This window comes from Dactylosporangium sp. NPDC005555 (genome assembly GCF_040605635.1).
Taxonomy (GTDB): domain Bacteria; phylum Actinomycetota; class Actinomycetes; order Mycobacteriales; family Micromonosporaceae; genus Dactylosporangium.
Map to the genome: position 1 here is coordinate 1 of NZ_JBEXDG010000071.1, position 17,677 is coordinate 17,677.

14 protein-coding genes and 4 pseudogenes are annotated in these 17,677 nt (G+C 68.7%); 6 read left to right on the forward strand and 12 right to left on the reverse strand.

Annotation, left to right across the window (positions count from 1 at the left end; all coding sequences use genetic code 11):
• Window positions 1–566: hypothetical protein (locus ABZS58_RS44140; protein WP_354790105.1), on the forward strand; the 566-nt coding region annotated here is incomplete at its 5' end.
• 116 nt (window positions 567–682) lie between these two features.
• Here ABZS58_RS44140 and ABZS58_RS44145 read toward each other — a convergent pair.
• The 6 genes from ABZS58_RS44145 to ABZS58_RS44170 all read right to left on the reverse strand — a co-directional run bounded on the left by ABZS58_RS44145 (window position 683) and on the right by ABZS58_RS44170 (window position 9,567).
• The gene (locus tag ABZS58_RS44145) at window positions 683–898 is read right to left on the reverse strand and encodes a hypothetical protein (RefSeq protein WP_354790106.1); all 216 of its coding nucleotides are present in this window, start codon (window positions 896–898) and stop codon (window positions 683–685) included.
• A gap of 208 nt (window positions 899–1,106) precedes the next feature.
• Complete coding sequence (locus ABZS58_RS44150) at window positions 1,107–1,544, reverse strand: hypothetical protein (protein WP_354790108.1); 438 nt, start codon at window positions 1,542–1,544, stop codon at window positions 1,107–1,109.
• Between the two features lie 81 nt (window positions 1,545–1,625).
• Entirely contained in the window at window positions 1,626–4,871 is a 3,246-nt protein-coding gene (locus ABZS58_RS44155; RefSeq protein ID WP_354790109.1) for an RHS repeat-associated core domain-containing protein, read from the reverse strand.
• Window positions 4,802–8,071, reverse strand: coding sequence for a DNRLRE domain-containing protein (locus ABZS58_RS44160; protein ID WP_354790111.1), 3,270 nt, complete (start codon window positions 8,069–8,071; stop codon window positions 4,802–4,804). Before ABZS58_RS44160 ends, ABZS58_RS44155 begins: the two co-directional genes overlap by 70 nt.
• Before the next feature lie 150 nt (window positions 8,072–8,221).
• Window positions 8,222–9,139: a tyrosine-type recombinase/integrase gene (locus ABZS58_RS44165; RefSeq protein WP_354790112.1), complete on the reverse strand. Its 918-nt coding sequence runs from the start codon at window positions 9,137–9,139 to the stop codon at window positions 8,222–8,224.
• A gap of 122 nt (window positions 9,140–9,261) precedes the next feature.
• Complete coding sequence (locus ABZS58_RS44170) at window positions 9,262–9,567, reverse strand: hypothetical protein (RefSeq protein ID WP_354790113.1); 306 nt, start codon at window positions 9,565–9,567, stop codon at window positions 9,262–9,264.
• A gap of 248 nt (window positions 9,568–9,815) precedes the next feature.
• Between ABZS58_RS44170 and ABZS58_RS44175 the strand changes: the two genes are divergently transcribed.
• Window positions 9,816–10,199, forward strand: a complete 384-nt coding sequence (locus ABZS58_RS44175; RefSeq protein ID WP_354790115.1) for a hypothetical protein — start codon at window positions 9,816–9,818, stop codon at window positions 10,197–10,199.
• A gap of 6 nt (window positions 10,200–10,205) precedes the next feature.
• Window positions 10,206–10,499 (forward strand): NADAR family protein, encoded by a 294-nt coding sequence (locus ABZS58_RS44180; RefSeq protein WP_354790177.1) that lies wholly within the window; start codon window positions 10,206–10,208, stop codon window positions 10,497–10,499.
• A 132-nt stretch (window positions 10,500–10,631) separates the two neighbouring features.
• Here the strand turns inward: ABZS58_RS44180 and ABZS58_RS44185 are convergent, their stop codons facing one another.
• The 5 genes and pseudogenes from ABZS58_RS44185 to ABZS58_RS44205 all read right to left on the reverse strand — a co-directional run.
• Window positions 10,632–11,831, reverse strand: coding sequence for a hypothetical protein (locus ABZS58_RS44185; protein ID WP_354790117.1), 1,200 nt, complete (start codon window positions 11,829–11,831; stop codon window positions 10,632–10,634).
• 286 nt (window positions 11,832–12,117) lie between these two features.
• The gene (locus tag ABZS58_RS44190; protein WP_354790119.1) at window positions 12,118–12,876 is read right to left on the reverse strand and encodes a hypothetical protein; all 759 of its coding nucleotides are present in this window, start codon (window positions 12,874–12,876) and stop codon (window positions 12,118–12,120) included.
• Between the two features lie 233 nt (window positions 12,877–13,109).
• The gene (locus ABZS58_RS44195) at window positions 13,110–13,655 is read right to left on the reverse strand and encodes a cold shock domain-containing protein (RefSeq protein WP_354790179.1); all 546 of its coding nucleotides are present in this window, start codon (window positions 13,653–13,655) and stop codon (window positions 13,110–13,112) included.
• A pseudogene (locus ABZS58_RS44200) lies at window positions 13,644–13,835 on the reverse strand (cold shock domain-containing protein); the annotation flags it as partial. The gene ABZS58_RS44195 and the pseudogene ABZS58_RS44200, both read right to left, overlap by 12 nt.
• Before the next feature lie 36 nt (window positions 13,836–13,871).
• Window positions 13,872–14,069, reverse strand: a pseudogene (locus ABZS58_RS44205) (cold shock domain-containing protein); the annotation flags it as partial.
• 434 nt (window positions 14,070–14,503) lie between these two features.
• Here ABZS58_RS44205 and ABZS58_RS44210 point away from each other — a divergent pair.
• The 3 genes and pseudogenes from ABZS58_RS44210 to ABZS58_RS44220 all read left to right on the forward strand — a co-directional run.
• Window positions 14,504–14,605, forward strand: a pseudogene (locus tag ABZS58_RS44210) (ADP-ribosylglycohydrolase family protein); the annotation flags it as partial.
• Between the two features lie 52 nt (window positions 14,606–14,657).
• Window positions 14,658–14,864 (forward strand): hypothetical protein, encoded by a 207-nt coding sequence (locus ABZS58_RS44215; RefSeq protein WP_354790180.1) that lies wholly within the window; start codon window positions 14,658–14,660, stop codon window positions 14,862–14,864.
• Between the two features lie 1,022 nt (window positions 14,865–15,886).
• The gene (locus ABZS58_RS44220) at window positions 15,887–16,057 is read left to right on the forward strand and encodes a hypothetical protein (RefSeq protein WP_354790121.1); all 171 of its coding nucleotides are present in this window, start codon (window positions 15,887–15,889) and stop codon (window positions 16,055–16,057) included.
• A gap of 898 nt (window positions 16,058–16,955) precedes the next feature.
• Here the strand turns inward: ABZS58_RS44220 and ABZS58_RS44225 are convergent.
• A pseudogene (locus ABZS58_RS44225) lies at window positions 16,956–17,506 on the reverse strand (IS701 family transposase); the annotation flags it as partial.
• Window positions 17,507–17,677 lie beyond the last annotated feature (171 nt).

A 17,677-nucleotide genomic window follows, 5' to 3' on the forward strand; every position in this document is an offset into this window, starting at 1 on the left:
AATCCTCGGGGTACTTCGATGGACGTGGCACCAGGACATCCTTCCCCAGACCAACTGTCTGGTTTCAGGGTGTCCGGTCCGCGGGTGGAACTTCAGACCATCACAGGTTCTGCACGCTGCGGCTGCCGGAAGGCGTGGACGTCCCACCCGACGACCAGGCCGCGCTTGCCGGCAACCTACTCGAATGGGCAGCCGCTGCCGGGCTTGACACGACGGCCGAACACATCAGCGACGCGCTGGGAACCACGACTAACGACACCGCGGTCTACGCTCTCGTCGAGGCGCTTGGCCTCGAACCGCTCGAGGCCGTCGAGCCGTTGTTCGATTTCGACGAGCTCGATTGGTGGGATGCGTATCGGCGGGGTGAGAACGCAAGCATGCGGGTGTGCCGGGAATGGACATCCCGGCGCGGAAATCTTCCCGCCTACGACCAGCCGCTGCCGGGTGCAGCCGAGTTCGTGAGGTTTCTGGACCTGGTCGCAGCGTCGAGGTTCGGCGGCGGCCTCACCCGTGCACAACTCCAAGCCGAGGCACAGCGCCTAGTGGATGCCTACCCCGAACCATAGCCCGAGCACCGGCGGCAGAACGTACGGCACGCACGCATGGCTTGCTTGCGACTTCGAGAGTTTGACGGCAGGCAGCAGGCTCCGCCCCAGCGCTGTAGCAACCAGGCATGCTCCGATCAACGCGCGTGCATTGCGGCAGAGCCCAACGCCGACTGCTGCCAGCGGCCGGTGCTTGGCGTGCCGCTTGAGAAACGCCCGAGCTCCGATCGGATGAACGGCTCAACCGCGATCAGGTGCGCGCTCATCGGCCAGTTCAGGAAGCCACCGGCGCTGCCAGGTCGATCACCGATCGTGACGGCAAGGGAGCGGTCGCCGCGCACCAACTGCGGCATGAGTGCGCACGTGATCTTGGGGAAGCGGTGCACGGGAGTTCGAGGGCGTCCGGCCCCTCACGGCGTCAGGTAGCGCTGGGGGCCAGCGGCGCGGTGAACGCGAACGCGGTGTCGATCGTGGCGGTGAGGGCCGGGCCGTGGGCGGTGTGCCGAGCGGCCCAGGCGGCGAGCGGCCGGTATGGGCCTGGCGGCTGCCTCGTGGAACAGGTCAGAACTGTTCGTGCAGCTTTCGGAGTTCGGCGGTTACCCGGCCGGCTTTACTGCGGGGCGCGCGACCGGCGGTGCTGTACGTCGCGAGCTGCCGCAGCGGCTCCCATTCGGAAGCCCCCACAAGATGCAGCACTGGCGCGTAGACGTTCACGAATACCTTCTCGTCGACTACCTCTAATTGAATATTGTCAATCTCGTGCCATTCGAATCGCCGGCTGCGCCAGAATCCCTGCACGACGATGCCGTCCCGGCCGGCCCGCACCGTCATCATCGCGATCCGCCAGGCCGCTGCCAGGAAGACGGCAGCGACAACAGCGAGGAGCGCGATCACCGCGGGCGGCACGGCCAGCATCATAAACAGGGTCAGCACCGCGCAACCGACGCTGATCAGCAGCAGTACGCCGGTGTTGCCCCACGACCGCCACGTGTACGTCATAGGTTCCCCGATGGGTTCGGTGACAGTTGTGCGACCACCGTGGAACCGGAGTCCGGTCCCGATTCCACGGTGGTCATCTTGTCACAGGTATCGTTTGTAACGGCCGCGATTCTGCCAAGCGAGGTTCGCGTAGTTCGGCAGTTTCGCCGCGTTCTCATACACCTTGGCGTGCCAGCCCGCCTGGGTGTATCCCCTGAGCACGGGCCCGGTTCCCCACCACTTGTTGATGCTGGTGAACTTAGCGAGCCGCAGGGACTGACCGATGCCGAGTGTCGCGGCGGTCCACACCCCGTCCCTCACGTTCTCGCGGGCCGAGCCGCGCCAGCCGTCCTTCTGAATGCGCTGCTGAGCCCTGATTCCGTAGGCGGCAGCCTGAGCTCCAGCACAGGCCGCCCAGCCGATCGCCGGGACGAGGCACGTTGCCGTCGCCGCGATGGTGGCGACCGTCCCGCGGTTTTTCACCACCCACTTGCCGGTGGCGCAGGCCCAGCCCAGTCCCTTGGCACATTTACGGCCGTCCAGGTCGGTGTTGTTGACCGGGTCGCCGCATCCGTACTCGTAGTCGGTGCAGCTGCCGCCGGTGACAGGGTCGGCCTGCAGGAACCGGCCGGTGGCCGGGTTGTACAGCCGGACCCCCATCAGGACGATGCCGCTCGGAGTGTCGGCGGCTCGCTGGTGCTCGCCGAGCCAGCCGTACCGCTGGCTGCCGGCCATGGTGTTGCGTAGCTGGCCGTACTCGTCGGTCTCCGACGTCGCGCTCAACGCCGTCGCGTCGCCGCTCATGGTGGCCACGACGTCGCCGTCGAGGTTGGTGATCTGCCAGTCGACGCGGGCGGCGGCACCGTTGTAGATCGCGGCCAGGCCGTTGACCGAGGTGAGCGGCCGGGTGTAGTCGCTGCCACCGTTGGTCGTCCAGGTGGGGCTGTCGCTGCTGCCGCCGTAGTGGTTGATGCGGGTCGTGGTGGTGCCTGTGTTGGTCTCGGTCCAGGAGCGGATCCGCTGGTTGTCGACGTCGAGGGTGTAGGTGGTGGTCCGGTTGCCCTGGCTGATCGAGCGGACCATGTCGTTGGTGTGGAACGTGGTGAGGACGTTGCCGTCGCCGGAGGTCTGGGTGTCGCCGGCGGGGGTCGTCGTGGTGCGGCTGAGCGCGTCGTAGGTGTAGGTGGGCATGTTCACGCGGTCGGCCCAGTCGTAGGCCCAGCTGCGGGAACTGCTCTGCGTGGACCAGTTGCAGCTGCCGTCCGCCTTCGGCAGGAACGTGTTGACGACAGTACGGTTGCTGTTGCTATCGAAGCCGTTGGCCCGGATGGTGCACTGTCCGGCGGCCGTGTCTACGACCGTGGTGAGGCGGCTGGCGCCGTCGTAGGCGTAGGTCTGGCTGGACAGCGTGGAGTTGTTCCACCGCTGCTGCCCGTGCACGTTGTCGCCGGTGTAGTCGGCGTACACGGTGCAGTCCGCGAGCCCGCAGCCGGTCTTGACGTAGGCGATACCGGTCTGGGTGCCGGTGGCGTCATAGCCCTGCTGCACGACGATGCCGTTGGGCCAGTTCTCGCGGACCACATGGCTGTTCGCGTCGTACTCGGCCGTGAACGTCCCGGCCTGGCTGTCCACGACCTGCGTGAGCAGACCCCGCCGCTCGGTACCACCGTCGTAGGTCATCGTGCGGGTTGCCAGCCGGTCGGTGACGGTGAGCGGCCGGGACAACAGGTCGTACGTCGTGGTCGTGACGTTGCTGTCGGCGTCCTGGTACGTGATGACCCGTCCGAGGGTGTCATAGGTGCTGCTGTTCGTTGCGGTGGTGAAGCCGTTGCTGTCGAGGATCTCGGTGGAGGTGAGCTGGGTGGACGCCGGGTCGTAGACCTTGCGGGTCGTCGGCACGGCCGTGCCGAGCTCGGCGCCCGCGCTGATGCTGTTGGTGATGACGCGGCCCGCCTGGTCATACGCGGTGACCACGGTGCGCAGCACACCGGTCGAGATCTTCTGCACGGTTTTCGTCGGCTGGTTGTACATGTCGTACGTGGTGACCGTGACCGGCAACTCCGGGCCGCTGGTCTGCCCGCCCGGCTGGGTCCGGCAGACCAGGTTGGCCCACTCGGGGTGGTTGTCGCATTCGTCGGCGCCCGATCCGGTACCTGCGCGGTAGTAGACCGTGGCGAGCGTTGCGGCGGTGACGGTGTAGCGGGTGCCCGAGGGTTTGGTGGTGGTCAGGACGAGGCCGGTGCTCTCGTCGTAGGTCGTGCGATCGGTCAGTCCGAGCCCGCCGGCGTCCCGGGTGGTCACCGTGGTCTTGCGCAGGGTCCAGTTGTAGGCGGTCTTCACGACGCGGGTGTCACCGTCGACGGTGGCCCCGCCGGTGTTGGTGTATTGCGCCGACGTCGCCGCGGTAGTGATGAGGTTGTACGGGCCGCCGGCGTTGGGGGCACCCTCGTCGAACGTGTTCACCGCGTGGGCGCGGCCACGGACCGTGTTGCCGTCGGGCAGGGTCAGGTCGTGTTCCGGTCCGAGTGTGGACAACAGCCGCTGCCCGTCTGTGCTGTAGGTGTTGAAACTTGACAGCTTGACCGCGGCCGCCGCCTGCTCGGCAACGACGGTGCTCAACTGCAGCGCGGTCTCCCGGTTGGCGGCGTCGAGGGTCCGCACGGTGTTGCCGTAGTTGTCGTACCAGGTGGTGGTCACCAGCCCGCCAGGCGCGGCCGTGTTGACCGCCTTGCCGTCGCCGTCGAGATACGTGATCGCCGCCCGCTCATATGAGGTCGGCATAACTCCGGTGGCCTGGTTGCCGTTCGGCTGCTGCATCGGGCCGAAGACGGCGGTCGCGTCGACCGGCGCCTCTGACTGGCCCCAGCTGAGCGTGGCCACGCCGGAGAGGTCGTACGGCGCGCCGGCGCCGCTGACCGGAACTTTGTACACCACGCTGGTCACCGCGGTGCCCGCGGTCAGGGCACTGCGCCGGACCTGGGCGAGCCGGCCCTTGCCGGTGTCGGTGGGCAATGAGGTGTAGACGAACTGCCACGGCTCCTGCGCCGCAGGCGTGTAGCTGTCCATTACGCCGTCGCCGTTGTACGTGTAGCCGGTGGTGACGTGCAGAGTCAGGCCGTTGCTGAGGTAATCCAGCCGCGGGTCCCACGTCTGGCGCAGACGGCCGGTGGTGTCGTACGTGTACCGCGCGACGACGGTGGTCGCCATGACGCTGCGGGCCGGGTCGTACGCGGTGAAGCTGATCTGGCTGACCCGCCCCGCGAAGTCGCCGAGCTGGTTCATCGCGGTGCCAGTGGCCGTCGTGGCGGTGGCGTAGGTGAACGCCAGGGCGCGGCAACCCTTGACCAAGGTGTGGTACAGGTGACGCCAGCTGGGACCGGGGCCAGTGCCTGGGTCGGTCGGACGATGTCCTTGCCGTCGACCGTCGCCTTCTCCCAGCTGAACGCGGTGCTCTGGGCGACGCCGGGCGATGTGACCGAGATCGGCTGGTAGGTGCCGGCGGGCGCGGTGCTGAGCCGGCCGAACACCACCTGGTTGCCGTCGAGGTCCCTGAGCGTGAAGGTGTTCGCCGCCGAGTTCGACGTCAGCTGCAGGTCCAGCATGTCCATCGGCGCCTCGTAGGTGGTGCCGGTGGTGGTGTTGGACTTGGCAGTGAAGCCGATGCTGGTGCCGTCCGGGAGCCCAACGCTCGCCAGCGAACCACTCGTGGTGAGGCTGGTGTAGGGCGCCTCGAGGTTGGACACGGTGACACCCGAGGACCAGCCCGGGCCGAACATCGCGGTGCTGTCCAGGGTCCCGTACTGCCGGGAATTGTAGGTGCGGCTGACAGCCAGGTCGCTGCCGTAGGAGTCGATCGACACGTCGGACGCGGTCAGCGCGGAGTTGCCCGTGACGAGGTTGACCTCGCCCGGCCCGACCTGCTGTGTCGCGGTCGATGCCTGCGCCCGGTCCAGGTTTACCTTGACGGGGGTGCTCGCGCCGCCGGGTCCGCCGGTGAACGCGAGCCGGACCTGGACCGGTCCGTCGACATTCCCGAGGGTGGCTTCGACGTTCCAGGTGAGCTTGGCGAACAGCCCGGCGCCGGTGGTCGGTTGCGGCCACGTGACGCCGCCGCCGCCGGCCGAGACCCTGACATCGGCGGTGGGAATGTCGGCCCAGGCATCGGTGTCTGCGCGGCGCCACTGGTAGGTCACGCCGGTCACCGCGGGGCTGGTCGCGGCGGCGAGGCTGGCCTTGCCAGCGAGATTTGCCCCAGGCGCCAGCGTGGTGATGCCGCCGGTGCCGACGTTGAACGGGTAGGCCGCGAGCGGTGAGACGTTGCCGGCCCGGTCGACGGCGTGCAGGTAGAGCGAGTGCGGGCCGTCGGTCGGCGGGGTCAGCAGGACCAACGCGCCGCCGCCGAGGCTGGTGGCGTTCACCGTGTCGGTCGGCGGGTTGGTGTCCAGGCCGTACCGGTAGGAGACAACGTCGCCGGTCGACGCAGCGCCGAAGTTGAAGGTGCCGCCGACGTTCGCACCGCCCGACCACTTGTCGCGAGGGTAGGTGCTGGAGTCGACGTACGCCGGTGATGCCGGCGCGATCGTGTCGATGGTGAACTCACACCAGGACGACCAGACCGATGTGTTGACGCCGTCGTTCACTCGTGCCCGCCACGAATAGCTGCCGTTCTCGGCGAAGGCGCCATCGGGGACGGTGACCGATGCCACGCTGCCGGACGGGGTCGGCACGGACGCGCCGCCGATGCGGGCACCGCCGGCCACGGCCCACTCGAAGTCCGCCGTGACCTGAACACTCTCGGAGTCGTAGACGGCCGCCTGCAGTTTCGGTGTGGCCAGCGACAGGTACGGTCGGCCTGCGCCTGTCAGGCAGCCGCCGGGGGTCGGCGGGTCGGTGGTGAGGTTGGACACGGTAGGCCACTGGTCGTAGTCGACCACCAGCATCGGGACGGAGTCCGGCGTGGCCTCCTTGGAGCGGAACTGCTTGAAGACCTTGGTCTCGTCAGTGACACGCAGACCCATGTAGGCCTTCGACCCGCCGTTTTCCACCGCGTCCTGGATCAGGTTTGTCACGTCGGCGGTGATGTACCGGTCGTCGCACGCCGCGGAGTATCCGGCGGTGTCGGAGGAGAGCGACATCAGCGACAGCATCGCCGGCTGGTTGCCCCAGAACACCGGGTTCGTGTACGACGCGGTCTTCCACACCTGGAATGGCCGGGCTGTGCAGCCGTTGGTCGTGCCGTCGGCGGAATAGAAGTTGAACAGCCGCAGCTGAGCCGAGCGGATCCGGGTATAGGCCATTTCGGAGATCGGCCACTGGATGAACGTCCGCGACACCAGTCCGGAGTTGATCCCGATCTGCAAGTCGGTGGCACCCGAACGGTCAATGGTCTCGTTCTGCTTGACGTAGGTGTCCGTCACGTCGCCCAGGGTGACGGCCGGGTCGATCGTCACCGGGTAGGTGGTGGCAGGGTCGTCCAGCCATGCCTCGTCAACGACGAGGCCGAGGTCGACACCGCCGCGACCGGCACCCGCATCGACGCCCTTGGTGGCCCCGTTGGCGGGCTTGGCCAGCTTCTTGTCCACGCCGCGGGGCTTGCTCGTGACCCCCAGCTGCCGTTCCCGAACCCGCTCGCCGGGCATGGTGCTCTTCGCATCCCACATCACTGGCGTCGGCACACGGCCGACGGAACGTCCAGCGGTGTCGGTGATCGCGAACGAGCCGGAGCCGTCGTTGTCGAACTTCAGCGTCTTGCTCCGCAACGGCACCTCGATGGCAGCCGCGCGCTTCGCCGCCGCGCTGTCCTTGACGACCAGGTGCTGCTCGAATCCGGTGGCCGAGACCTGGACGACGAGGTCGACGCCCGGCTGCACCTCGGCGTAGGTTGCCGTGTTGCGCTCCAGCTTCGGCACCGGCAGCGCACCGGTCCACTCCATCGCCAGCTCGTCGGCGCCGACCTTCGCCGACGCGAGCGTCACTGTGCCGCCGGTGCTCTTCCCCGCCAGCCGGACTCCGTTGCTGTCCAACGCCGGCGCGACCGTGCCGTCGGACTGCAGCTTGAGCGTCAGGTCGATCGGGGCCCAGGCCCCGTCAGCCTTCTTGGCCCGCACGGGTGCGGTACTGATCCTGGCCTGCACCGACCCGTTCGGCTGCGCGAACCACTGCTGCGTCTCGCTGATCGCGGTAGTGACCTCGACCGGCTTCCCACAAAGCCGCGCCGCGGCGATCGCGGCGGCCCGATCCGGCCGGGTCAGGTTCTCGCACTCGTTGCTTTGCTTTGGCTTCACCGGCGCCGCAGCCGCCACTGTCGGGCGGACCAGCACCGGGATCAGCGACGCGACAACCGACATCGCCACCATCGCGACCACGGGACGGGCATGGGCGCGAGACGCTGTGGGACGTCCGCGCGAATACCACTGTTGGGACAAGGAAGGGCCTCCACGACTGGGGACACAGAAAGCTGCCAGGAAACTCAGGGCTAACTGGCAGTTCACCGAGCGTAAGGAGGATTGCGGGGCAGCGTTGTCAGCGTCAGCGGCCAACTCCGCCACACATCGGACCAGCGAACCAGCCAATGAGAGGACACGGCACACCGCACTCGCACCGCCTGAGTGCGCTGCCGTAGGGCAGGACGTCGCGAAGCGGACAACCATTATTGGCAAGATCAGCTGCACGCTCATCGGCATGGTCGCGATCCAAGGTCAGGTTCCGGAGGCCATGAAGGCCGCGAGGATGTAGTTGGGATGCCGGTCGAGGTTGTTGCGGGCCCGGTCGTAGCGCATCGTCGTTCGCGGGTCGGCGTGGCGGGCGGCGATCTGCACGTCGCGGAGGCTGACCCCGGCATCCAGCATGGTCGTGACGAACGTATGGCGCAGCATGTGGGGATGCATTCGAGGCATCCGCACGCCGGCTGCGACGGCCAGGTGTCGGAGCCGGCGGGAGGCGGCGTGGCGGTCCATTCGCCCGCCGAGGCAGTTGCGCAAAATCGGACCGTCGGTGCGGTCGCCGGCGGCACGTTCGATCGCCCTGGCTACTGCTGGCGGCAACGGGACCAGAACGACCTTGCCGCCTTTGCCCCGCACGCGCAGGACGCGGTGGCCGTGCTCTTCGCCGAGGTCGGTGATGTTGGAGCCGCAGGCTTCGAAGATCCGCAGTCCGAGCAGACCGAGGAGGGCGACGAGAGCGAAGTCGTTCGGGTTGGTCGACAGCCGGGCGGTGGTGATGAGGGCTTCGAACTGCAGGTGGCCGAGGCCGAGGGTCGGAGACTCGGCTGGGACGGTGGGGCGGCGGACGTAGTCGGCGGGTGAGTGAGGCAGGATGCGGTCGATGACGCAGACGCGGTAGAACCCGACCACGATCGACAGCCGGCGTGAGACGGTCGACGGCTGGTAGTGGCGGACGTCTTGCAGCCAGCGCACGTACCGTTCGATGTCGACCCGCACCGCCGCGAGCGGATCGAGCTCGTGGTCGGTGCACCAGCGCAGGAAGACACGCAGGTCGGACTCGCTGTGCTGCCGGGTCAGGCCGCGGTAGCGACCGAGGTAGGCCGCTACCGCGGCTCGTAGGACAAGCTCACCCGAGGGCTCGAGACGGGCGTTGGGAACAGGAAACGCAGCCATGTATTACGGTGCGTCACCAGCGGTGATGAACGCCAGCACTCACGCCGCGGCAGATCCGGATGCCAAGATCGCGGATCGGGGATGCTCGGTGGTGGCCTGTGCTTCGGTGTCAGAAACGCCGGTCAGCACCACGGGTGCCCGTCGGCGTCTTCGCCCAGGACCGCGGCGCTATCCCGGCACAGGGCCATGCCGAACCGCCGGTCCCCGCCCGAGGCGACGCCCAGAATTTGGTCGGCCACCCCGGCCGGGTCCGAGTAGGCGTAACCCTCGATGCGCCACTGCCGCACCATCCCGGCGACGTCCTCGGTGACCTCGACGCCCCAGTCGGCGGCCGTGGGCACCGGCGCGAAGACCGGCCGCAACGCGGTCGGCGACCGCCCGCACCGCCTCCCGGGTGGCGACGCCGCCGAACGTCCGCGCTTCGGCACAGTCGAACCTTTGATGGCGAACCGGACGGCCACGCGACCTGCGGCATAGCGGACGCCTCCATCAAGGTGGTCGGCGCTGGGTCAGCGCATACGAAGCGGCGGGGCATTGTCCTTGGTGGATCAGGTGCTACGGACGGCATCGCTTCCGCGATCATCTGGTGGCGCCGATCCGGATCTTGGAGGACTTACCGGTCAATTTGGCGCGAGCAGCTACCCTGCCTGGCACGGCAGTGGTTTGATGTGCGCCCATGAGGATGCGGTGGGCGCTTGCCGGCGTGGTGGTGATGGTGGCGGCGTTCCTTGTGGGCTGCGGGTCGTCAAACACCACTGGTGATGCGTGCGCTGAGGTTCGTAAGACCCTGACCTATTACTTGACCGACTCGCCTGAGATCAAGGCGGTGACGGCCGAAGTGGAGAAGGGTTACTACGGCACGGGCGAGCCCGGCAAGCTGAAATCCGCGAAGGACGCCTACAACAAGGCGCTCGGCAACGCGTTGAGGCCGATCGTCGACAAGGCGAAGACGCCAGAGTTGAAAGCCGCCATCGCAGACGCCGCGGACGCCTACAGCGAGGGCAACGACGACGTCGAAGCACTCCAAGCGGTCTACAAGCTGTGCCCACAGCAGCCATAGGCCGGCCTGGGCCGCGACCGGTCCCGGCCGCTGCGCCGCGACTGGGAACGGATCAAAGACGACGTGATGCGCCGGGCCGTGACGGCCAAGTTCACCGCCCACGCCGACATCCGCGCCATCCTGTTGGACACCGGCGACGAGGAGATCGTCGAGGACACCAGCACTGACCGCTACTGGGGACGCGGCCGGAGTGGCACCGGCAAGAACATGCTCGGACGGATCTTGATGCGCACCCGCACCCAGCTACGCGCCGACCTCACCCAGAACGCCAACACCCAGGGCCGCCGACAGCGGCGATAGCACTGAGCGCAACCATCGCGAACGCGCTGTCCGCGGCATGACAGCGCACTTGATCAAGAAAGTCCTGACGGACGATCAGGACAGTGGGTTCGCGTTCGTGCGCTCGCTGGTTCAGCGCGAGAAGCGCGTACGTCAGAATGGGGGGTCGAGCCCGTCGTCTCCAGCTTGAGTCCAGAAGTCGTCCGGGGTGGATGCCGGCCGCTCGGCGAGGCACTGTGTGAGGTGGGCCTGGACCCGGGGGTCGGTCTCCGTCTGCTGCAGTTCGCGCAGCTGGGGATGAAGGTGGGCAAGGTCGAATCGTTCGGCCATGGCGACGCCGTATGAGCGAAGGAACGCGTCCGGGTCGCTTATAAGTCCGCCAGCCGCGTCGCTGAGCATGCCCTGCGACAGGTCCTCTTTGCTGAACTGCCAGGGCCGTTGGGCCTCATACGCCGCCCGGCGGCGTCGCTCGAGGTCGTGGCTCGCCAGTTCCGCCAGCACGTCGGCAACGGTGAGTCTGCGCAGGAAGCTGAGTGCCGTGAGGTCTGGCGGGGTGCGCGACCTGGCGTACCGCGCGATGTCATCGGCGGTCACCTCGGCGTCGTCCAGCCTGCGCTGGTGGTTGTCCCATTTCCTCCTCAGCACGCCCAACAGCTTGGCGCGCACGGTGGCGTCCGTGTCGGTCGTCATCGTGTCGGTCAGTACGGTCCAGGAGCTGTCGCGTATCGCTGGGAGCTGCAGCAGCGACTCCCCGGCCCGGGCCCGCCGCTCCGGCGACGGATCACCGGTGAGCACAGCGATCAGCTCGGGTTCCTCCAGCGGGAGTCGCTCACCGAACCAGCCGACGTCATGCCCGGCGACAGCCTCGTCCAGCCACCGCTCGTACCAGGCCAGGAAGTCGGCGTCCTCGACCACGTACGGGCCGACGGGTCCTTCGGTGTCGAGGTTGAACAGCCGTCCCCGTGCCGGTCCCGTCACGACCAACCGGGTGACGAGGGAACACCCATGATGGGCGACCTCCAACGTCCCCCGAAGGAAGCCCCCACCCGTGCCCGACGGTTCCTCGTACCTGCCAGGCCCCCAATCACCGAAGTATCGGGGGCCTGGCAGGTACGGACTGGGCTGAGCCAGGTGTGCCGACCGGCGATACACACAGCACGACGGGGCGAGGCGTGACAGCCCGTAGCCCGGCCCGGCGCCGCCGTTGCCCAACTCGGTGACGAACAACCGGAACGCCGGCGGAAGCGTGACCTCGTGCCGCTCCTCGAACTCGGCCACCACGGACTCGGACAGCGGCGGCCCGAGCACGAACCCGTGCGCTTCCACCCCGAATGCCTTCGGAGGCACAGGCATGGCACGCACCGCCGCGAGCTTGCCGGCGATCCGGCCCAACCGAACATGATCGGCATCAACCACCCGCCCAGCCTACGAACAGCCGATCAGGCAGAGATCCCCAGTGCACGTAACCCGGCAGGACAGGACGTTCGCCTCGTCGCGCTGATCACTCGCTGTGACGTGCATGGACCGGCCGTCGCGCACGAACGGCGGCAGATCCGGACGGCTGAAATGTTCCGGCAACGCGCGTCCAGGGGTATTGGAGAGGGTCGGTCGGCTGTTTCCCGCGGCGTGACACCTCCAGTCACGGCCGCCAGGCGGCGGGGTCGTTGTAGTGGTTCGCGACGCCGTTGCGCAGGACCGCGTGCAGCTGGGGCAGGTGTTCGGTGTCGGCCGGCAGGTGCAGGCTGTCCAGCAGGGTCAGGGCCTCGGCCGGGTCAAGGCTGCCGGAGACGGCGTGATAGCTGCCGAGCAGTGCGTGGAAGACCGCCGGACCAAGCTCGGCGACGGTGGCGGCGGCCTGATAGACGTCGCGCTTGTCGTCCCAGCCGACCGTGCCCGAGTCTTCCAGGACGTGGCGGGTGCGCAGGTGCACCGGGCCGGCGGCCAGCTCGGGCAGGCAGCCATCCGCTGCGAGGTGGCGCACATCGTCGCCGAGCAGCGCGTCGAAGGCGGTCTTGGCGGTGTCGTGTCCCCAGAACCAGTAGGTCCTCAAGTGCAGCCGCAGGTGTTCGATCGGCTCCGGGACCGCCATCCGGTCGCGGAAGCCGGCCCAGAACGCGTCGGCGACTGCCTGGTCGGGATTGTCGAGGACGTAGGCGTTCAGATGGATCAGCACCTCGAAGGCGCCGGTCAGATCGAGCAGGCCGAGCGCCGTGCGCACGCGCTGCACGCCATCCAGGCCCTCGTCGGTGGTGATCTCGAACGCGGTGTGGGAGGCCACGTCGTCGTCCGACATCTCCTCCGAGGGCGTGTCGTCCCACCTCCACCGGCTGGGTCCGGTCGGGGTGAACCCGACGTCGGCCAGGTACCGCAAGGCCAGGTCGGCATCCGTCGCGCTCACCCACGCGAGTGTGCCCGGCGCGAGCTCGGACGTCCACGCGATTGCGTGGACACGACCGAGGTGCCGACAGCGAGCCAGCCCACCAGTGAGGGCGGCACACGCCGGACCGAACCTGACACGCCCGCACATCGGCCACGAGTGCGTACGGAGGCTCCCGGGGTGGTACGAAGCGTGACGGTCACCGCCGAGCCGCAGCGCCAGACCAGCGGCAGATGAGCATGTGTTCAGAGGTGTCAGAGGCGCTCCACGCGGTCGGCCTGCAGGCCCCGGTCGCTCTGACGCACCGTGTACCGGACCTGGTCGCCCTGCTGCAGCGGTTCCGACCCGGCGACCACGGATACGTGGACGAACAGGTCGTCGCCTCCGGTGTCCGGGGTGATGAACCCGAACCCGCGGTCGCCGTCGTAACGTGCGACGACGCCGTGGCCCGCGCGTGCGGGCACGCCCCGTGACGGCGGCTTACTCCTGGCGGGTGGCGGCCCGGCCGGTGCCGGGCGTCGCGGTGGCGGCACGGGCTCGGCCCCTCGGACCAGCTGCACGTCGCGGGCCTGCGGGCCCTTGTCACTGCTGACCACCTCGTACGCCACGCGGTCGCCCTCTGTCAGCCAGGTGAGGCCCTCGGCCAGGGACCGGGCGTGGACGAAGACGTCCCCGGCGCCGGAGTCCGGGGCGATGAAGCCGAAGCCCTTGTCCTCGTCGTACCAGGAGACGGTTCCGTCCGCCCCGTCGGCACCGCCTGCCGTGGCGGACAGGCCGGCCCCAGGACCGAGCGGGATCACGTGCGCGGCCTGCGGGCCGCGCTCGCCCTCGACGACGACGAAGGCCACCCGCTGCCCGTCGCTGACCACGCCGCCGGTCACGATGGCCGAGCTGTGCACGAAGATGTCGGGGCCGCCGCCGTCTGGCGATGCGAACCCGTACCCCTTGGTCGGCTCGTACCAGTTGACCGTGCCGAGCAGGCCCACGGCACCGCCAGCGGCCTGCTCGGCGGTGCCGCGCACGCGCAGCGCCTGGGGACCGCGGTCGTTCTTGCCGGCCTCAAACTCGACGGCCTGGCCCTCACGGAGCACCTTCGAGCCGCCGTCCCCGACAATCTCGGAGGCGTGCACGAACACGTCTGGTGATCCGTCGTCAGGCGCGAGGAAGCCGAACCCCCGTTCGGCGTCGAACCAGCGGACGATCCCGTGCGGCATAGGAAAGCTCCAGGTCGTTAGAGCGGCAATGCTCCCAGTCTCGCTGACGTCGTCGTGCCCGGGACCACCGGGACCGGCCACGGTCAGTCGGTTGCAGGAGGTCGTAGGCGGCCAGGACGCGGGCGGCGGTCGCGAACGACCCCTCAAGCCCAGGAAGAGGACCGTCGAACAGCATGCTTTCCGACCTCCCTCCAGCGTCTTGTCCTGACCGGCGGTCCTCACCCGGCCAAGAGAAACGTCCGCTCATCGGCATGGTCGCGAGCCGAGCCATAGAGCAAGCCATCACGCTGCGTAGCGATCGGATCGCGGCAGATCCGGATGCTGCCCAGCGGGCGGATGGAAGATCGAGTTGTCTGGTGCGGCATGCTGGCGTGGTGGTTGACGACACGACAGCACGGGCGTCGGTAGGACGAACAGTGGATCGTCGGGATCGGATGGCCGGCGGCTTGTTGGGCGTGCACGCCGGGGACGCGCTCGGTGCGGCGGTGGAGTTCTCGTCCTGGACGAGCATCCGTGACCGGTATCCCGACGGCCTGCGCGACATCGTGGGAGGTGGCCCGTTCGGCTGGTCGCCGGGCGATGCGACCGATGACTCACTGGTTCCGGCACACCACCATCACCCGCGTCGAGCATTGCACCGGCAGCTATGCCCTCGCCGCCGCGTTCGCCGGCCACCAACTCCCCGGCAGCACCGGAACTTACATCAACATCACCGTCGCCGACAGCTGCTGGGCCTTCCACCAAACCGGCTACGGCCATCACCCACTCGCCCCACGCTCCCACCGGCATCAATAGCAATGGTCCCGCCGGCAGACACAGATGGCGGCGGGACACCATCCACGCCAACGGAACGGCTCACTTGGTGAGGCCGGTGGGAGTTGCGCCTCCGCGCGGACACGGTCGGTGGCGAGGGTCAGCCGGGCCAGGACGAGTGCGGCACCGGCGTCGCCCTGGCCGGCTGCGTGCTCGTACAAACTCGGCGACGATGCCGGCCGCGAGGTCTGCTGTGCAGAGCCGAAGGCGGATGACGTTGTCGAGGTCGACGGTGTAGCCTCGGCGGACCGCCTGGAGGTACAGCGTCTCGGCTCCGGACAGGTTCCCGGACAGCTCGCGGAAGAGACCAAGGTCGGCGACAGCCCGGAGGTGGCCGTGTTCAGCGGCCTGGAGCGTGAGCGCCTCCGCCCTGGCCGGGTCTCCGCGGTCCTCTTCGCGCATGTGCGGCAGTCGTAGCAACGCTGAGGTCTCGCCGTGCTCAACGGCCAGCCAGCCAGAGAATGCCGTCGGCCTCGGTCTGCGGGACGTTCCGCGAGCGGAGGTCGGCGAGGTGCCGGAGCATGGCCGGATTGCCGCGTTCGGCGGCGGCTGTGGCCAGCTCCACCGCGGTGCCGGGATGGGCGAGGCTTCCCTAGCGGGTCTTGGTAAAGGTGCAGCTCCAACGGCCACCCAGACGGGTCGAGCTGCGTGGACTTGGCGCAAGCGTCGAGGTACTGACGTACCTGCCGCTCGACGTCCTACCGGACGCTCGCCCGTACCATCAGATTGTGGGCTGGGCCTTGGCCGTCGTGGGCCATCGCGGTGACCGGAGCCGCTTCGAAGATCGGGTGGTCCGAGAGAGTGACGACGTAGGCGCTCGGGAACGCCACCCAATGACGAGGGCCGGACGGATACGGGGTGCCCGGCGGCGCTCGGCCGCGATCAGGGCGTTCATCTGGCTGGGCCTCGAGGGGCCTCCCTATCCCGGCCTGATCGTGGAGCGTCTGGGTAATTTCCGGTTCGCCGTCCGGAGCATACGAGGGCGGCCCGACGATGCCGTTCAGGTGTGGCTGCGCGAGGAGGCCCGTAGCGGCGCCCTGCCCGAGAATGCTGCGTGCCTCGCCGTCATGGAGGAGCGCGAGTCCTTACGTGCCTGGGTGACCGGCGAGTACCTGCGGCGCCATCCGTCCCGCGCCTCCCAGCTCGCCAACCTTGCCGCCGTCCTGGCGGCATGACGCCTCGGTCTCTTCCGAGGTCGGCAACACGACCGCGCGGCAGCCGCAGCCGTTCGACGCCGCGCAGCCCTGAGGTCGGCGGCGGCACATGGCCGGTACGTCAAGGGGCTCCGGCGTGCAGGGCTGGAATGACTTCACTGGCGATAAGCTCCTGCTCCGCGACAGTGGGGACAGCCAGGAGCAACGCGGTGAAGCCGGCCGCGATCACGTCGCGGAGCTGGGCTACGAACCGAGGTCACGCTCCCGACGACGGCCTGTGGCGTGGGCTCGAGAGACGGGTCGATGCGGACGATGATGTTGCAGGCACAGGTGATCGAGTCTGGGTCGCGGCCGGCCGCGGTGGCGGCGGCGCGCACTGTGTCTCGCATCTGTCGGGCTCGGTCGAGCCCGATTCTGCCGAGGGAGGGGATCCAGCCGTCGGCGAGTTCGCGCCGGGGATGTGGCCGGAACGCACGTCGGTGGGGAGCACGCTGTCGCCTGTGTAGCGCTCGGGGGCACGGGCGTCGAGCACGACCGCGGTGCCATGAGCGATGGCGTGCTCGGTATCGGCCGCCGTGCGCAGCCGTCCGGCTGGCCATTCGACGACGGCGCGTTCGACCGGCGGGAGGGTGATCCGTCCGGTGTCGAGGTCGCCGGGCCAGCTGGCCAGGCCGCCGTCGAGGAGTGCCGCGGGTTGACCGAGCCGGCGCAGCAGCCACACCAGACGGGCGGCCTAGTACTGCAACGGCGTTTCGCCACGTATGGCACCGTTCAAGGCGTTTGTGGCAGTCGCTGGCTTTCGCTTCTGCTTGACGGTGGCGGCGCCAGGCAGACCAGTGCAGCACGTGTCCGGCCGCGGTCCGTCCAATGAGGACGAGTTTGCCGAGCAAGCGGCGGATTTCGTTGCTGGTCAACGGAATCAGTGTGTGCTCGCCGCTGTCGGTGCCCCCTTTGCCGCCTCGCGGGCGCGGGTGGCCACGAGGAACGCGGCGGCGCGCATAGCCAGGGTGATGTGGGCGTACCAAGCGTCGTAGCGGCGGACCTGGTACTGGTCCAGGCCGACCTCGTTCTTCGCGGTCTGGAACGACTCCTCGACCGCCCACCGGGACCCGGCGACCCGGACCAGTTCGGTCAGCCGGGTGCCACGCTTGCCGAAACACACGTAGTAGGCCAACTCGCTGGGGTCGCTGACGCTGGGCCTGGCCAGGACCCAGCCGCGGCGGCCGTGCGCGAACGGCCGGCGAATCGGCAGCCACGCCCAGTCGTACACGCGGGGTCCGTGCGCTCCGTCACCGCAGGACAGCCGCCGCCACGCACCTGGGCGACCAGCGCGTCGACCCGGGTTGTCGTGTGCAGCCCCGAGGCCACCTCATCGTCGCAGCGGGTCGCCATCACGTAGGCGATGTCCTGCTCCTCCAGCCAGCCACGCAGCCCCGGGTTCTGCCCGTACAGTTCGTCGGCGGTGAACCAGGGGCTGCCGCGAGACGGTGGGTGACATCCGCCTGTTCAACGGCCACGTGCCGCCCCGGACGAACCTGCCGCCGACTCTTCCGCGTGCTGGTGAGACCATGCCGGCGTGGGGGGGGGGGCGCCCCGGGGGGGGGGGGCGCCCCCCCCGGGCGGCGGGAGAGCGGGGAAAAA